Genomic DNA, 16,409 nt, shown 5'->3' on the forward strand with positions numbered 1-16,409 from the left:
GTCGATCTGAGTAATTGCCATCGTTAGTGAGAAGTATAATGCTGAACAGAATTATAGCCTTTTCGATACAGAACAAGCTCATTATAGGCCTTTTTGTATTCGCGCTGATCGTGATTGGGGTTTATAATGTGACGCGGCTGCCCATTGATGCCGTGCCCGACATAACCGATAACCAGGTACAGGTAATAACAGTAGCGCCTTCGCTGGGTGCCCCCGACATTGAGCGGCTTATTACGTTTCCGGTAGAACAGGCCAACAGCAACATTCCAGGCATAAAAGAGATCCGCAGTTTTTCACGTTTTGGCCTTTCGCTGGTAACTATAGTTTTTAAGGAAGGCGTGGATGTGTACTGGGCTCGGCAACAGGTGGCAGAGCGGCTGCAAACCGTGCAGCAACAGATACCCGAAGGCGTTGGCAGCCCCGAACTTGGCCCCGTAACGACTGGCCTGGGAGAAATTTACCAGTACATGGTGCGCCCCAAGGAGAGTTATGTAGGAAAGTATGATGCCATGGAGTTGCGTACAATTCAGGACTGGATCGTACGCAGGCAGTTGTTAGGTGTGCCGGGTGTGGCCGATGTAAGCAGTTTCGGAGGTTACCTGAAGCAATATGAGATCGCAGTAGACCCTTCGCGGTTAAAATCCTACGGCCTTACTATTTCCGATGTGTTTACAGCACTGGAGAACAACAACCAGAACACCGGCGGCTCTTACATACACAAAGGCGATGCAGTGCTTTTTATCCGGAGCGAAGGCCTACTGGGAAGTATAAAGGACATTGAAAGTATAGCCATTAAAAATACAGCAGGCGGCTCCCCATTATACCTGCGCGATGTGGCGGTAGTAGGCTACGGCCATGCTACCCGCTTCGGGGCCATGACCTATAACGACAAAGGCGAAGTGGCCGGTGCCGTAGTAATGATGCTGAAAGGCGCCAACAGCAACCAGGTAATTAAAGAAGTAAAAGCCCGCATTGCCCAGATTCAGGAATCGTTACCAGAAGGAGTTGTGATAGAGCCTTTCCTTGACCGAACCAAAATGGTGAATAACGCCATCAGTACCGTTGAGAAAAACCTGCTGGAAGGTGCCCTGATCGTGGTGTTTGTGCTGGTGCTGTTCCTCGGTAACCTGCGTGCCGGGCTTATAGTTGCTTCCGTTATTCCGCTTTCGATGCTGTTTGCCGTTACCATGATGAACACCTTTGGCGTGAGCGGTAACCTGATGAGCCTGGGAGCTCTGGACTTCGGGTTAATAGTGGATGGGGCTGTGATTATAGTGGAAGCCGTGCTGCATACTTTCCATTTTAACAAGCGCTTTGCCACTACCAACTGCATCGACCAGGCACAGATGGATGATACCGTGCAGCAGTCGGCGAGCCGCATGATGAACAGCGCCATTTTCGGGCAGATCATCATCCTCATCGTTTACCTGCCTATACTTACGTTGCAGGGCATTGAAGGCAAAATGTTCAAGCCCATGGCACAGACGGTTACATTTGCCCTGATCGGCGCGGCTATACTTTCGCTAACCTATGTACCCATGATGAGCGCCCTGTTCCTGAGCAAAAAGATCAGCCACAAGGATACATTTTCGGACAGGATGATGGCCAGGGTGGAGAACTTTTACCAGAAGAACCTGCGCCGTGTGATAGAATTCCCTAAAATGATAATTGCCGGTGCGGTTATACTTTTTGCAGGTGCTGTGCTGGTTCTACTATCGTTGGGTGGTGAGTTTATACCTGCCCTGGAAGAAGGCGATTTTGCCGTAGATACCCGCGTACTCACGGGCAGTAACCTGAACACAACTATAAAATCAACACAACAGGCCGCAGGTATATTGTTAGACCGTTTCCCGGAAATAGAGAAAGTAGTTACCAAGATTGGCTCCGGCGAAATACCCACCGACCCGATGCCACTGGAAGCCAGTGATATGATGGTGATACTAAAACCTAAAAAAGAATGGACCTCTGCCAAAACCTTTGATGAACTGGCAGAAAAAATGGGCAAAGCCCTGCAGGATGTGCCCGGTATCACAGCCGGTTTTCAATACCCGGTGCAGATGCGCTTTAACGAACTCATGACTGGTGCCCGACAGGATGTGGTATGCAAGATTTTTGGCGAAGATCTGGATACACTGGCACACTATGCAAGAGAACTGGGCCAGATAGCCACGACAGTACAAGGCGTCACAGACCTGTATGTAGAAACTGTAACGGGCATGCCGCAGATCGTGATCAAGTATAACCATTCCGCCATTGCCCAATACGGCACCAACATAGCTGACATAAACCGCACCGTAAATGCCGCTTTTGCCGGCGTGAGTAGTGGCCTAGTGTTTGAAGGCGAACGGCGTTTTGACTTGGTGGTCCGGTTAAAAGGGGAATTGCGCCAGAACCTGTCCGATGTGCAGAACTTACTTATTCCGACGCCTGCCGGGCAACAAGTTCCGCTATACTTGCTTGCTGATGTGCAGCTACAGGAAGGCCCCTACCAGATACAGCGCGAAGATGCTAAGCGCCGCATTATAGTTGGCTTTAACGTGCGTGGCCGTGACGTGCAAAGTATAGTTGCTGAGCTACAGCAGAAAGTACAACAGCAGCTAAAGTTACCACCAGGCTACTATGTAGTGTATGGCGGCGCATTCGAGAATTTAGAGGCTGCCCGCAAACGCCTGACGGTAGCAGTTCCGGTCTCATTGGGGCTGATATTCCTGTTGCTATACTTTGCTTTCCGGTCAGTGCGTTATGGCTTGCTTATTTACTCTGCAATACCTTTATCGGCTATCGGGGGCATTTTCGCACTGTGGCTGCGGGGTATGCCATTCAGTATTTCGGCAGGAGTTGGTTTTATTGCGTTGTTTGGTGTGGCCGTGCTGAACGGTATTGTGATGATCGCAGAGTTTAACCGCTTGCGGATGTCCGGTGGTATGAGCTTAAAAGAGATCGTGCTGGAAGGTACAAAAACACGCCTGCGCCCGGTACTAATGACTGCCAGCGTAGCAAGCCTGGGCTTTTTACCTATGGCGCTCAGCTCGGGAGCAGGTGCCGAAGTGCAACGCCCGTTAGCGACTGTGGTTATTGGAGGGCTGATAGTAGCCACCATGCTTACGTTATTTGTGCTGCCATCACTTTACATCCTGTTCGAGAAAGCTGCCCACCATGAGGATAAACCAACTACACCGGTAACAAAAGCCATTGGAATTATACTGCTACTATTGCTTTTATCGAACCTGGCATCGGCACAACAGCCTATAACCTTAGAGCAGGCCATAACCAAAGCCCGGAAACAAAACCATCAACTACAAAACGAGCGACTGCAGGCCAATACTTTGCAAAAGTTACAGGGCACCGCCTGGGACATACCCCAGACTACAGTAACCGGAGAGTATGGGCAGATAAACAGCACCTACAAGGACACCCGCTTTAACATGTCCCAAAGTATAAAATTCCCGACGGTATATACCCGGCAAAAGCAACTGCTGAAAAAGGAATGGCAACAGGGCGTGTTGCAGGCAGAACTGACAGATTTTGAACTGCAATGGCAGGTAACGCAACTGTACTATGAGCTACTGTATGTTCGCGAAAAACAGCACTTACTGCTACGCGCCGACAGCCTGTACAAAGAATTTTTACGTACTGCCGAACTTCGTTTTAAACTGGGTTCTAGCAATATCCTCGAAAAAAATACCGCCCAGACACAGCGCGGTCAGGTAGGGCTGCAATTAAAAGAACTGCAACAGCAACTGGCAGATCTTCAGCAACTATTCCAGCTAGCGCTAAACACCGATACCGTTTATTTACCCGCTGCGGGCCCGCTAAAACTGGATATAGCCATACCCAACGACTCAGCAACTATAAGTACACACCCTTATTTAAAACTATTGCAGCAACAGCAACAGGTTAGCCAGGCCAGCACAAAAGCAGAGCGGTCCCGCCTCCTCCCCGACCTGCAGCTAGGCTACAACAACCAAAGTATAAAAGGCATACAAAATGTAGATGGCGTGGAACAAAATTATACTTCATCAGACAGGTTTACCTCTGTGGAAGTGGGTGTAGGCATTCCGCTGTTTTATGGGGCGCAGAAAGCCCGGGTACAGGCTGCTAGGATACAGGAACAAACCACCCTAAACAGTTATAATGCCGGCAAACGCTCGCTGGAACTGCAGTTGCACAAAGCCATAGCGCAGTACCAGATAGCTACCGAAAACCTTGCTTATTACGAGCAAATCGCATTACCAAATTCCAGGTCTATTATTAAAACAGCTGATGAACAGTTCAGAGGTGGCGAAATTGATTACCTGGAATGGGTACTGCTCACTAACCAGGCTATCGGGCTACAAACCAGTTACCTGGATGCCGTGCGAAACTATAACCAAACCATACTTGAAATTAAAGCCCTGACCGGAAGCCAATGATGCTATGAAGAAGTTAAGCTATATATGTTTTGTAACCGCTATGCTGGCTGGCTGCAGTTCTGAACAACCTGCAGGATCTACTGTTTCCGAAAAACCGCAGGAAACTAACCTGGTGCAGCTTACCCCCGCCCAGATAAAAAATGCGGGTGTAGTTACCGGTAAAGCCGAATTAAAGAAAATTGCATCGGTATTGCAGGTAAACGGCGTAATGGAAGCTCCGCCACAAAGTATGGTTTCGGTGAGTGTTCCTTTGGGCGGATACCTGAAAAAGACAAGCCTGCTGCCCGGCATGCACCTTAAAAAAGGACAACTGATGGCTGAACTGGAAGACCAGGCATACATACAACTGCAACAGGATTTCCTGACGGCCAAAGCCAGACTTGGCTACCTGAGCAGGGAGTACACCCGCCAGCGCGAACTGAACCAGAGCAAAGCCACCAGCGACAAAGTATACCAGCAAACTCAGTCCGAATACCAAAGCCAGCAGGTATTGCTGAAAGCCCTGAGCGAAAAACTGCGCATGGTAGGCATTAACCCGAACCGCCTCACCGAAAATAACCTCACCCGCACCCTCAGGCTCTATTCCCCTATTGATGGCTACGTAACCAAAGTAAATGTAAATATTGGCAAGTATGTGGTGCCTACCGATGTGCTTTTTGATTTGGTAGACCCACGCGACCTGCACCTGATGCTTACTGTTTTTGAAAAGGACTTGGACAAGCTGGAGATAGGGCAGCGGGTGGTGGCTTACCGCGCCAATCAGCCTGAGAAGAAGTATCCCGGAAAGATCATTTACATTGGTAAAGATGTAACAGACGACCGCGCTGTAGAAGTACACTGCCACCTGGAAAAAGAAGACCCTTCGCTGGTGCCCGGCATGTTTATGAACGCGGAGATTGAAGTACAAATCAAAGAAGCCTATACCTTGCCTGAAGATGCCATTGTTCGCTATGGTAACAAGCAGTACATCTTCGCAGCCCGCGACAGCGGCGTTTTTGAAATGATGGAAGCACAGACCGCCGCCTCCGAACATGGTTTTACGGCTCTGGTTCCTGGCCAAACTATAAACCCCGAAAACCAGACCTATGTAACCCGCAGCGCCTATACCCTGCTCATGAAACTGAAAAATAAGGAAGAAGAGTAGGTAATCTGCAATGTATTAAGGGTACTTGATCAGGGGCTTCGTCGGAAAAAGAAGATATACCCACCAGACTTTTGCAGGTCTAAACCAGGCATTTTGATGTTTTTACATGCTCCTATACTTTGCAAATAATCTTCCTACTTACATTTGAATCCATCGAAGTATAAGCTCATTGCTGCAGGCTATCTATAAATAAAGCCAATCCTCAACATAAGAAGCGACTCCAGAACTAACTAACTACCTTCCTGCCTATTCAGTAAAAGTTAAACCCAAACCGAAAGTTTTCAGTTTGTCTCCGCAGCAGGTTACGTTTATACTTTCCTGCTAGTCGTTAAATACATTATTTCAGGTCTTTTCCGTCGCTTTTATCCTCGTTAAAGGCAGGAATAGTGTAAGTTTTACCATTGCCCAGCAGGTGCATCTTCAGGTCAAAAATGGAAAACGGATCGCCTGGTTTTATGTCGTAGATATCGGTCTTGCTGATGTCCATGCCATCGAGAATGGTGACCAGCCCGCTGCCTACCACTTCTATTTCTCTTCCGTTCTTTACCAGTATAGCCGTGTCTTCTTCCAGGCCAATGCCGATGCAGGCCGGGTTCTGCGCCACCACCTGCGCCATGCGGATGATGCGGCCCCGGTCGATGAAGTGGGTATCAATGGCTACGTTTTTAAGCAGGTCCAGCCCGGCAGTGGAGCTTACCTCGTCTTTCAGCATGCCCCCTTGTGCTTCTCCTTTGTAGATCATGTTGGTAGACATGGCCGAAGCTCCCGCACTGGTACCGGCTACCACTATCCGTTCTTTGGTGTAGCGTTGTTTGATGCGCTCCAGGAAAGGGCTTCCGCCCAGTATAGAAGTAAGCCGTAGCTGGTCTCCGCCGGTAAACATAATGCCGGCAGCTTTATCGACCAGTTTTATGTTCTCCGGGTCTTTGGCATCCTGGCGGGTTTCTATATCCACTACTTTCACGTTATTAACACCAAGGCTTTTGAATAACTTCACATAGTCCTGTGCTGCCGGTACAGGATCGCTGGAGGCGGCCGGCACCACCACCACCAGCGGATTATCTCCTTTGAGTTCTTCTACAAAGCGCTTTAGTATCTGCTCGCTGATAAAGCTGGAGTTTTCCTCCTGCGACTCAGGACGCTTTTCTTCGCTCTTGCTTTCTTTTCCGCCTATAGCCAGCAATATGCCCTGGGGTATGGGTAAGCCCAAATGATCTGTTTTCTTTTTCGGAGATTTATGTTTTACTGCCATACTTCCTGCTGTGGTTTAGGGTGCTGCTTGTCAGCAATATACCTTATACTTCCTGTCGCTACAGAGGTTTGCGCTCTGGCTTTATTTGCTGACAAATGATTCTTTCTTTACTAAACCGCTTATACTTACAGATTTTAAAAAGTAATAAACCAACTAAAACTAAGAAGTCTTTGTTAATTTACACTTCCGTAGTCGCACCTGATATTCATATTCTGCTTTTCTGTTGTAAATGAAAGCTCTTAATTCCTCTCTCAAATATTTTATAGTTCAGAAATTAAACTTATCCAATAAAGTTGCAATCCATTATATTCTAACAAGAAGAGTGCTGGTAAACGGCAAACCCGGAACATTAAACCAGGTGCTGTTACCAGAGGATGAAGTACAGGTGGATGATCAGGTTATAAAAGAAGCGAGAAAAAACGTTTACATAGCCTATCATAAACCACGTGGTATAGAATCCACGATGAACGCTCAGATAGAAAACAACCTCTTAAATGCTTTAGACTTTTCGCATAGTGTATTTCCTGTCGGAAGGCTGGACAAGGCATCGGAAGGGCTTATGCTGCTCACTAACGATGGAAGAACTTCATTTAAGATACTTCACGCAGAAAAGCACCAGGAAAAAGAATACGTCGTAACCGTTGATAAACCTTTAACACAGCACGCTATTAATTGTCTAGCCACTGGTATAGTTATTATGGGAAAAAAAACACGCCCCGCTATAGTTAGACAGGTAGATGACATTACGTTTAATATTATTCTGAATCAGGGACTTAACCGGCAGATCAGGAGAATGTGTTATAAGCTTGGTTACCAGGTGGAGAAACTAGTGCGTACACGCATCATCACTCTTGAACTGGGAAATCTACCTCCCGGGGAATGGCGCTATCTAAATCAGTCAGAAATCAGCAATTTAATTCAGCAGGTTTCTAACTAAGCAGCTTTATACTTAAGTCCGATACACCTTACAGGTTTACAGCTTACGCAACAGCAGTGGCAGCTATACTTTGTATATGTTAATCTTACAAAGTTCTGTACCAGTAAAAATACATTCTTAGCACAAGTCAGCATTGTGTTTACTCAGTAATACCTTTTTTAATTCTTACTCACTCAGAAAATAAGTAAATTAGGTAATACTGTTTACTTAACCTCCCTCCCCACCTAAAACCTTACAACTATGAAAACATTACTCCTTCTTACATCTATTGTTATCTTTTCGGTACTGATGCTTGTTAAACCTTTTGCCGAAAACCAGCAAGTTAAAAAAGAGTTAAAAACTGCCAATTCTCAGCAACGAATTCAAGAGCAGATCGACCTGGGCGAACACCTTGTTCTTATTTCGGCATGCCATGATTGCCATACACCAAAAAAAATGACAGATAAAGGTATGGAAATGGATTACTCCAGAGCCTTGTCAGGGCACCCGGCTAAACTGCCGCCGCCAGCTATAGACCGAAAACTGTTGGAAAGTAAAGGGCTTATTGTAACACAAACGCTAACAGCCTGGGCGGGACCATGGGGAATTTCTTATGCAGCCAATTTAACATCTGATGCTACCGGAATCGGCAACTGGACAGAAAAACATTTTATTACGGCCATAAGGCAAGGAAAGCATAAAGGGCTGGAGTCTTCGAGAATGTTACTGCCACCAATGCCCTGGGATATGTACAGAAACATGACAGATGAAGAACTGAAAGCTGTATTTGCTTATCTTAAATCCACGAAACCCATAAAAAACGTGGTTCCAGCTCCACAACCTCCTTTAGCTGCTGCGTCTGGTAAGTAGCACTTCTGGCACAAATACTCGCTTGCCTGTGCAGGTATAGTGGCTATTTACTCATGTATTACAATGATACACGCACCTGACCGCAAACACACTATGAGGTACTTAGAATCAGAGACTTAATAGTTAGCTGATAATTCCTGCTTTAAACCAATTTAAAGGCTTGTTGAAAATAAGCGGTTTTCTTAGTGTTGCTATTTAAAGTATAACCTAAAAAGTAAATGAACTATGGCTTTCCAGAAGTCTTTGCTTTACTTAATGTTTCGATAGCAATTAACGGTTAGCTTTGCCTGGCAGGTATATCTGGAAACCTAAAGAAAGCGCTATACCACCTCCACCTGACTCCAGGTCAACGTCAGCTTTTGAATAAGTATAACCAATGATAGGTTCTATAGATACATTGCGTGCTACAAAATGCGCATACCCAAAGCGTATACCGGCCAATACTGAAAGAGGTTCATCATCATCGCTGTCTTCAGTGGAGCTACCGGCAAAGCCAAAAACGATTTCCTGGAAAATGCGTCCGGATGGGCCGCCACCTTGTGTGTAGTAGTAGCGCATGAATGGAGTTAAACCATACTGAAAATTTGTGCCCCCGTCAAAAGCATCTAAACCTAGAATAACTTCACCACCTATCGCTATATTCTGACCAAAGAAGTAACCTGCTTTCGGGTTGACCAATAAACTGTAGGTGTCGGTACTGAAATTGTAACCAGTTGAGGCAATACTCGCACCCACGAGCCAATTGCCTTTCCGGATAGATTCATCGGCTACACCAGCTGAGGTTTCAGGTAGCTGTATATCTGTTTCGTCTTGTGCTAGTGCGCTCCCTGTAATAATAAATACTAAAGCTGTTAATAGAAAAAAGTGTTTCATGGTAATAGTCCTCCATATTATAGTTAGATAAAATGCCCAGTATATTTATTGCATTATTTATACTATATCTAACGCTGCAGCCACTAGTTCGTTTTATATATATAGGTATAACTTTCTGAAATATAGCTATTTACAACACACTAAAGCAGCAAAACCAATTTAACTTGATTTTGGATCATACAGCATTTTACAACTAGGGCAAAGGCTGAAAAGGGAGGTTTATCAGGCGAACAAGATCTTGTGTTTAGTAAAAGGTATGATCTCAGGGGTGACTGCAGAATAAAAGAAGCTGTGCAATTTTTAATATATCAACAGCCTATTACAAAACGGATGACAGAACTGCAGAATTGGTTTCGAAATGCTGGCTTTCCAGGTGCGGATGATCTGGTAATATGTTTCCGTTATATCGTGAATTTGATGAGGTCTGCGACAGTGTTCGAGCAATAACAGGGCTCTTTAAGGCATAATCTACTTAATTGAAAAATCACTTTTCAGCGTTTAAGCCAGAGAGCATCCTGTTTGAACTTCGTGGCATAAGTTATTTCCAGATCAGAATTAAAGTGCCAGCCAGTATTGTTCCCATGCCAAGCAACAGTCTTGGTGTGAGTGGCTCTTTTAACAGGAAGTAAGAAAGCAATACAGTAATAATGATACCGGCCCGGTCTATGGTAGCCACTACAGAAACATCTGCTGTTTTGATAGCTTTAAAGTATAAGATCCAGTAAACGGCGGTGCAGGCGCCGGCAAGTATAAACCATGTAAGCGTTTTATTATCAATTACGCGCAGACCCTTTAGCGCACCGGCATACCAGGCATTGGCCACCACCATCGCAAACAAAACCCCAGTTCTTATTACCAGCGCTACATGCTCATCAGCGCCGCCCATGCCCATCTTAGCAAATACCATCGCTACACCTCCTGTGAGCATGGCGATCAATGCATAACTAAGCCAGGGCTCCATACTTTTGTAAGATTCTTTTTTTCATCCTGCAATAGTACAGCATGTTTGCTTTACAACTGCCAGCTTTCTTAAAAAATATTAAGTAGTAACAGGTAAGCTGTGATACATCAACTACTAAGGCTGGTAATGTTGATCTTATGTAGTAAACAAAAGTTGACCTTAACATTAATTACTTACAAAAGTATAGCGCTCTAAAGTACCAGCCTGCAACGCATCATTACAATGGAATTTTCTGTACTAATTCCCTTACTCCTGTCCTGATCCGTTCCTGCAGTTTGGTTGTATTATCTTCCGGTAAAACCCCTTCGGCTGCACCGTGCCATACCAGTTTATTTGTTGTGTTATCAACCAGATGCAGCGAAAGCGTGCCCTGTTTATACTTTCTTACAACTACCTCTTCACTTTTCCAGGTATAATGTCGCTCGCCAAAGTATAAAGGGGCATCATTCGTGAAATTTGTCTGGCGCGTCTGCACTTTTTCTGCTAAAACTAGTCCGAGATTAATTTTTAGGTCTGGGGATGAGGAACTCTGCTGAAGACCACGTTGCTGCAATTGCTGTACTAACTCCTGCTCCAGGTAATTAAGCTGGGTTCTATATGGTTTCAGGGTATCGCCGTTTGCTTCAATTTCATAAAACCCGAAGGTTTTATATTTACTGAGGCTAAAACCTGTATCTGCTTCGTGGTCAAGCACCCTGACAGGCGAACATGCTGCTGAGCACAGTATAAGCAATAAGCTTACTAGCCATATTTTATAGGTAGGGTTCAACATTCTCTGTTATTGTACTTAAATATGTATACGCCACCATCATTGCCCGGTTCCATCTATAGTTCGGATGTCTGTTATCTGAATTGACTTTTTAACGCCCATAGCCTGCTTCTTTTAACAACATTGGCTATTTAATGGCCTAGAAGGTAAATTTTACTATAAAGAAAAGAAGCTGAACTATTTGGGCTTACCTCCTTAAACCTGCTACCATTTTATGTTTCAGGTTTGCATTAAAATATACTAAACGTGTTGTACTTTTGCATTTTTAAACAGCTATTATAATTGACCGTAAAGGCACATATAGGAGGTGCCAGTGGTTGCCGGCAGAACAGAGGTGATGGAACCAGAAAATAAGGATATTGTGACGAAGATGGAGCCGAAACGGCTGTTTGATTGTCTAACGTACCAACTACAAAACTTCCCGCTTGAGGACATGTTTGCCGCCAAAGAAAATGGCGAGTGGCGTAAGTATAGCACTCCGGAAGTACAGCATAAAGTAAATCAGTTGAGCGCCGGCTTGCTCGCAGCAGGCATTACCCGCGGCGACGGTACCATCGAAGGTCGTGATAAGATCGCAATCATTAGCCAGAACTGCCCGGAATGGATGTTCGTGGACATGGCCATTCAACAAATCGGGGCAGTTTCAGTACCGGTTTACCCAAACATAAACGACAATGAGCTACAATTTATACTTCAGGATGCTGGTATAAAAATGGCCTTTGTGGGTGACAAATTACTTCATAAGAAAATGGAGCGCATCCAGGCTAACCTTTCTGGTTTTGATACCATCTATTCATTTAAGCCGGTGGAGTTTGTGCCCCACTGGTCTGAACTGCTGGCAGATGTAACGGAAGACGTTCTGGCACAACTCGAACATTATCGCGAACAGGTACTAGAAACTGACCTGGCTACCATACTTTATACTTCCGGCACTACCGGAATTCCTAAGGGAGTGATGCTTTCCCACCATAACATGATCAGCAATGTTTTTGGCAGTGCCAGGATCATTCAGGAAATAGGTGTACATGGAAAAAGAGCGCTCAGCTTTCTGCCTTTGAACCACGCCTTCGAACGTATGGCAACCTACTGCCTTATCTACTCCGGCACTTCTATATACTATGCCAAGGGCATGGATAAGATTTCGGCAAACCTGCGTGAAGTTAAGCCCACCCTATTCACCACCGTACCACGACTGCTGGAGAAAGTATATGAAGGCATTGTAGCTAAAGGAAAGGAACTAAAGGGCCTGAAACGAACGCTGTTTTTCTGGGCGCTGAAACTGGCCGAACAGTTTGAAATAAACAAGCCACTGCCCCTATCGTACAGACTGCAACTAGCTTTGGCAGATAGACTGATCTTTAGTAAATGGCGTGAAGCGATGGGTGGTGAACTGAAAGCCATTATTACCGGAGCCGCTGCCTGCCAGATACGCTTATTAAAAGTATTTACCGCCGCCGGCATTGTGATACAGGAAGGTTATGGCCTTACCGAAACATCTCCAATCATCAGCGGAAACCGTTACAACGAAGCAGGCCGAATGTTTGGCACTGTAGGTCCGCTGCTGGACGGTGTGGAAGTGAAAATTGCCGAAGATGGTGAAATACTTGCCAAAGGCCCGAATGTGATGATGGGTTACTACAAGCGCCCTGACCTGACTGCTGAAGTGATGGACGGCGAGTGGCTGCGCACAGGTGATATTGGAACTATGGTAGATGGTAAGTTCCTGAAAATAACAGACCGTAAGAAAGAACTCTTCAAGACCAGCGGTGGCAAGTATGTGGCACCACAACCCATCGAAAACAAACTGGTGGAAAGCGACTGGATTGAGCAGATCATGGTAGTTGGCGAACAGCAAAAGTTTGTAGGTGCGCTTGTTGTGCCCGCCTTCCAGACACTGAAACAATGGTATACCCAACAGGGCAAGCCCTACCCCGGCGACCAGGCAGTAACAAACGACAAACAGATTAAAGCCCTTATCCGGGATGCCATCAATAACTATAACAAACAGTTTAACCCTGTAGAACAGGTAAAAAAGTTTGTGCTGATGCCAAACCAGTGGACGATTGAGAACGGCGAACTAACTCCTACGCTTAAGCTGAAGCGCCGGGTAATTGTTAAAAAGTATGAGGATATGATCGGATCTATGTATGCTAACACCAATCTGGCATCTTAGCTTTATAACCCCCTGCAAGTCAGATCTTATCTATACTTGTTTTGGTACTAATGCTTTAATCTGTCAGCTCTATCCAGACGGGGGCATGATCGCTCGTTTTTTCCCAGGCTCTTACTTCCCTGTCTACCCCGGCTGCTGTAAGCCGGTTAACAAGTGGTGGGCTAAGCAATACATGATCGATTCTTAGACCAGCGTTGCGCCCAAAGGCGTTGCGGAAGTAGTCCCAGAAAGTATAGATTTGCTCATTAGGATAAATTTTACGTAATGCGTCCGTCCACCCTTGTTCCAGTAGCTTTTGGTAAACAGCACGGGTCTCTTGTCTGAATAAGGCATCATCAAGCCAACGTTCTGGCCTGTATACATCCCGTTCAGTTGGTATCACATTAAAGTCACCGAGCAATATTACAGGCTTGTCAGTTGCCAGTAGTTCAGACGCATGAGTAGCTAACCTTTCAAACCAGTGTAATTTGTAATCAAACTTCGGACCGGGAGCAGGATTTCCGTTTGGCAAGTATAAGCAGCCAACAATGATATCCTTTACTGCAGCTTCAATATACCTGCTCTGCATATCATCCGGATCGCCTGGCAATGCATGACGTATTTCTACCGGCTCCAAACTGTGGGTAAGTATAGCAACACCATTCCAGCTCTTCTGCCCGTGCCAGATAGCGTTATAACCAGCTTCCTGAATAACTTGTATCGGAAATTTTTCCTGAGGTGCCTTCAGCTCCTGCAAGCATACCACATCCGGCTTTTTTTCTTGTAACCACCGGAGTAAGACAGGTAGCCGAGCATTTATACCATTCACATTATAGGTCGCTATTCTCATAGTTGTCAGCAGTTGTCTTATATTACTAAAGGGGCTTATATGTATGCAGCGCTTAACAACATCAGTTAGTGCTATAAATTAAGAAATCATCTCTTTCAGGCTTGTTGTTTGCTAACGCTGTACAGGTATCAGGGTGCACCTTATATGAAAGTAGTAGAAAGAACTGTTACCTGTGATACAGACTGTGCTGGCTATACTTGAAAATCAATTACCTGTAGTAAACAAAAACTCATTTTTTTCAAAACCTGATTTTTCTGTTAGAAAAGAGACTGATTATAATAGTACAACTAACTTAAATAACTAACCTCACTCCACCTAGTTCCTGCAAACCATAGGGGAACCGATCACCGGGCGAGCCAATGAACATAAAATTCTTTGGTATGCCCCACTTTTCTGACAGTTGCTGAATAAGGTCCGGACCGAAATGCCCCCTGATGATGACAAAATCTACTACTAGTTCGGGATAGGCCAGATCCAACACTTCTACTTCATGCATCAATCTTTTAGGTGGCTCTTCTCCTTCCTTCAGCACGTTAACAATTTTAATCCGGTTAGTATGCTCATTTTCAACAATGTAGCGCATCACCTTGTTAATATTGGCTATATTATCTCCTTTTGTAAAGAAGACAAACTGCTGAGACCTTATGGTATGGATAAGGCGTTTTATAGTATAGGATTTAAAAGGTATGATCTTTTTAAGTGGCTGCTCTATCTGTCGTACCAGAAAAGCAAAAAAGATGAGCAGCTCTATACGGAACAACATGATAAGCACCAGCGACACAGTAGGTATAAAATACTTCAGGAACACCCATACATAAGCCGGGTTTAGAATAGCGTTACCTACTAGGGCCATTAATACAGCAGAAATAGCAATAAACAGCACCAACCCAGATGCACGAACCGGACGCGGAAGACGATTTCTGCGAAACTTGAGCAGAACATTACCAATACCAAAAAATGCCATTACAGCAAGGAAAGAAATGGTGTACACCCCCGCCAGGGCTCCAATATCGCCAGCTGTAATAAGAAGTATAGACACGCACAGCAGAAAGAAACTGATCATGATGAGGTAAGCCGAACCTTTCTTATTTGTGGTCAACAGGAACTGTGGCAGGCAGCGGTCAAGTGTCATGCGCTGCACCAAGCCTGTAACCCCGACATAGGAAGTAAGCACCGCGCCACTCAGTACCATGGCAGCGTTTATAGATACCAGAACAGCTAACCAATCTCCGCCTGCTACCTCACCCATATAAGCCAATAAAGCAGTCTGGTTTTCTTTTACAGCAGGTAATGGCAGTATGGCAATGGCCAGAAAAGCAGTTAAAGGATTAAAGATGGTAACTGCCAGCCACATATTACGCAAGGTTTTAGGGAATACGCCCTGCTCCTGTTCCTCCACAAAGTTAGCCGAGCTCTCAAACCCGGATATACCCAGCATGGCAGCCGCGAAACCGAAGAACAAGGCCCTCCAGATACTCCCTTCCAAAGGCTGGCTGTAATTAAGAGTAAGCGTATCAAAACCATGTGTAAAAAGGAAGAAAAACCCGACTATCAATAACAGGGTTAAGGTGGAAATATGCGTGATGAAGATAATGATGGCCACTATAGAAGATTCGCCGATACCCATTATGGTTAGCCCCATAAAAAGCGCTAGCAAAGCAATAGTAGCATAAATAATAGGTAGCCCTTCCCAAAGGTGGTGCACATAATGCATGGCCTCACTTGCCGAAATAACAGCGGTGGCCATATAGGAAAGCAGAGTAAGGCAGGCAGCCAGCGAGGCTGTGCTTTTGCTGGTTGTGTTTAGTAATGCATTGTAAGCTCCGCCGTTTAGCGGCAAAGCTCCCACTACTTCACCATAGATACTCCGGAATAAATAGAGAACCCCACCTACCATCAGCAGTGCCACCCATGCATACTGCCCTGCATAAATAATAGCCAGCGCCGAAACATATAAACAGGAAGACGTGATATCGTTTCCGCAAATGGCTGTAGCAGCCAGTTCTTTTAATTTAGGGTGCTGTACCGTTGTTGCTGAAGCAGTAGAAACCTCATTCATAAATCATTTTCAAGAGTTATATGCAGTATACGAGCTTCTATCAGAAAGATGTTGAGCATACTGTACTTGCTCACATTTTAACTAGGGTATCAACAGCAGCACGATCTGCTTCAGGTACGGAGTTTAAGGTATAGCCTTACTATGATCGAAG

Annotated in this window: 11 protein-coding genes; 5 read left to right on the forward strand and 6 right to left on the reverse strand. The window is 45.3% G+C overall.

Annotated elements, in window-relative coordinates; genetic code table 11:
• Window positions 1-38 precede the first annotated feature (38 nt).
• Entirely contained in the window at window positions 39-4,412 is a 4,374-nt protein-coding gene (locus tag MJ612_RS06385; RefSeq protein ID WP_187030544.1) for a CusA/CzcA family heavy metal efflux RND transporter, read from the forward strand.
• A gap of 4 nt (window positions 4,413-4,416) precedes the next feature.
• Window positions 4,417-5,556, forward strand: coding sequence for an efflux RND transporter periplasmic adaptor subunit (locus MJ612_RS06390; protein WP_187030546.1), 1,140 nt, complete (start codon window positions 4,417-4,419; stop codon window positions 5,554-5,556).
• 337 nt (window positions 5,557-5,893) lie between these two features.
• On the opposite strand, the gene MJ612_RS06395 is transcribed toward MJ612_RS06390, so the two are convergent.
• Window positions 5,894-6,808 carry a cyanophycinase gene (locus MJ612_RS06395; RefSeq protein ID WP_187030548.1) on the reverse strand — a complete coding sequence of 305 codons (915 nt, stop codon included), beginning with the start codon at window positions 6,806-6,808 and terminating at the stop codon, window positions 5,894-5,896.
• A 229-nt stretch (window positions 6,809-7,037) separates the two neighbouring features.
• Here MJ612_RS06395 and MJ612_RS06400 point away from each other — a divergent pair, with 229 nt between their 5' ends.
• Together MJ612_RS06400 and MJ612_RS06405 are read left to right on the forward strand one after the other, a co-directional pair.
• Window positions 7,038-7,745 (forward strand): pseudouridine synthase, encoded by a 708-nt coding sequence (locus MJ612_RS06400; protein WP_187030550.1) that lies wholly within the window; start codon window positions 7,038-7,040, stop codon window positions 7,743-7,745.
• A 240-nt stretch (window positions 7,746-7,985) separates the two neighbouring features.
• Complete coding sequence (locus MJ612_RS06405; RefSeq protein ID WP_187030552.1) at window positions 7,986-8,594, forward strand: c-type cytochrome; 609 nt, start codon at window positions 7,986-7,988, stop codon at window positions 8,592-8,594.
• 270 nt (window positions 8,595-8,864) lie between these two features.
• On the opposite strand, the gene MJ612_RS06410 is transcribed toward MJ612_RS06405, so the two are convergent.
• The 3 genes from MJ612_RS06410 to MJ612_RS06420 all read right to left on the reverse strand — a co-directional run bounded on the left by MJ612_RS06410 (window position 8,865) and on the right by MJ612_RS06420 (window position 11,161).
• Window positions 8,865-9,467 (reverse strand): hypothetical protein, encoded by a 603-nt coding sequence (locus MJ612_RS06410; RefSeq protein ID WP_187030554.1) that lies wholly within the window; start codon window positions 9,465-9,467, stop codon window positions 8,865-8,867.
• 538 nt (window positions 9,468-10,005) lie between these two features.
• Entirely contained in the window at window positions 10,006-10,428 is a 423-nt protein-coding gene (locus tag MJ612_RS06415) for an EamA family transporter (protein ID WP_187030556.1), read from the reverse strand.
• Window positions 10,429-10,645: 217 nt separating this feature from the next.
• Window positions 10,646-11,161: a DUF4136 domain-containing protein gene (locus MJ612_RS06420; protein WP_250419073.1), complete on the reverse strand. Its 516-nt coding sequence runs from the start codon at window positions 11,159-11,161 to the stop codon at window positions 10,646-10,648.
• Window positions 11,162-11,534: 373 nt separating this feature from the next.
• Between MJ612_RS06420 and MJ612_RS06425 the strand changes: the two genes are divergently transcribed.
• Window positions 11,535-13,370 (forward strand): AMP-dependent synthetase/ligase, encoded by a 1,836-nt coding sequence (locus MJ612_RS06425; RefSeq protein ID WP_250419074.1) that lies wholly within the window; start codon window positions 11,535-11,537, stop codon window positions 13,368-13,370.
• 55 nt (window positions 13,371-13,425) lie between these two features.
• On the opposite strand, the gene xth is transcribed toward MJ612_RS06425, so the two are convergent.
• Both xth and MJ612_RS06435 read right to left on the reverse strand, forming a co-directional pair.
• Window positions 13,426-14,199, reverse strand: coding sequence for an exodeoxyribonuclease III (gene xth / locus MJ612_RS06430; protein ID WP_187030560.1), 774 nt, complete (start codon window positions 14,197-14,199; stop codon window positions 13,426-13,428).
• Window positions 14,200-14,491: 292 nt separating this feature from the next.
• On the reverse strand, window positions 14,492-16,258 hold the full coding sequence (locus tag MJ612_RS06435) for an APC family permease (protein WP_187030562.1): 1,767 nt from the start codon (window positions 16,256-16,258) through the stop codon (window positions 14,492-14,494).
• Window positions 16,259-16,409 lie beyond the last annotated feature (151 nt).

This window comes from Pontibacter deserti (genome assembly GCF_023630255.1).
Lineage (GTDB): Bacteria > Bacteroidota > Bacteroidia > Cytophagales > Hymenobacteraceae > Pontibacter > Pontibacter deserti.

What these genes read in the sequence shown, in the direction of transcription:
- MJ612_RS06385 (WP_187030544.1), top strand. Translation starts at nt 39, where the DNA reads ATGCTGAACAGAATTATAGCCTTTTCGATACAGAACAAGCTCATTATA.
- MJ612_RS06390 (WP_187030546.1), top strand. Translation starts at nt 4,417, where the DNA reads ATGAAGAAGTTAAGCTATATATGTTTTGTAACCGCTATGCTGGCTGGC.
- MJ612_RS06395 (WP_187030548.1), bottom strand. Translation starts at nt 6,808, where the DNA reads ATGGCAGTAAAACATAAATCTCCGAAAAAGAAAACAGATCATTTGGGC.
- MJ612_RS06400 (WP_187030550.1), top strand. Translation starts at nt 7,038, where the DNA reads ATGAAAGCTCTTAATTCCTCTCTCAAATATTTTATAGTTCAGAAATTA.
- MJ612_RS06405 (WP_187030552.1), top strand. Translation starts at nt 7,986, where the DNA reads ATGAAAACATTACTCCTTCTTACATCTATTGTTATCTTTTCGGTACTG.
- MJ612_RS06410 (WP_187030554.1), bottom strand. Translation starts at nt 9,467, where the DNA reads ATGAAACACTTTTTTCTATTAACAGCTTTAGTATTTATTATTACAGGG.
- MJ612_RS06415 (WP_187030556.1), bottom strand. Translation starts at nt 10,428, where the DNA reads ATGGAGCCCTGGCTTAGTTATGCATTGATCGCCATGCTCACAGGAGGT.
- MJ612_RS06425 (WP_250419074.1), top strand. Translation starts at nt 11,535, where the DNA reads ATGGAACCAGAAAATAAGGATATTGTGACGAAGATGGAGCCGAAACGG.
- xth (WP_187030560.1), bottom strand. Translation starts at nt 14,199, where the DNA reads ATGAGAATAGCGACCTATAATGTGAATGGTATAAATGCTCGGCTACCT.
- MJ612_RS06435 (WP_187030562.1), bottom strand. Translation starts at nt 16,258, where the DNA reads ATGAATGAGGTTTCTACTGCTTCAGCAACAACGGTACAGCACCCTAAA.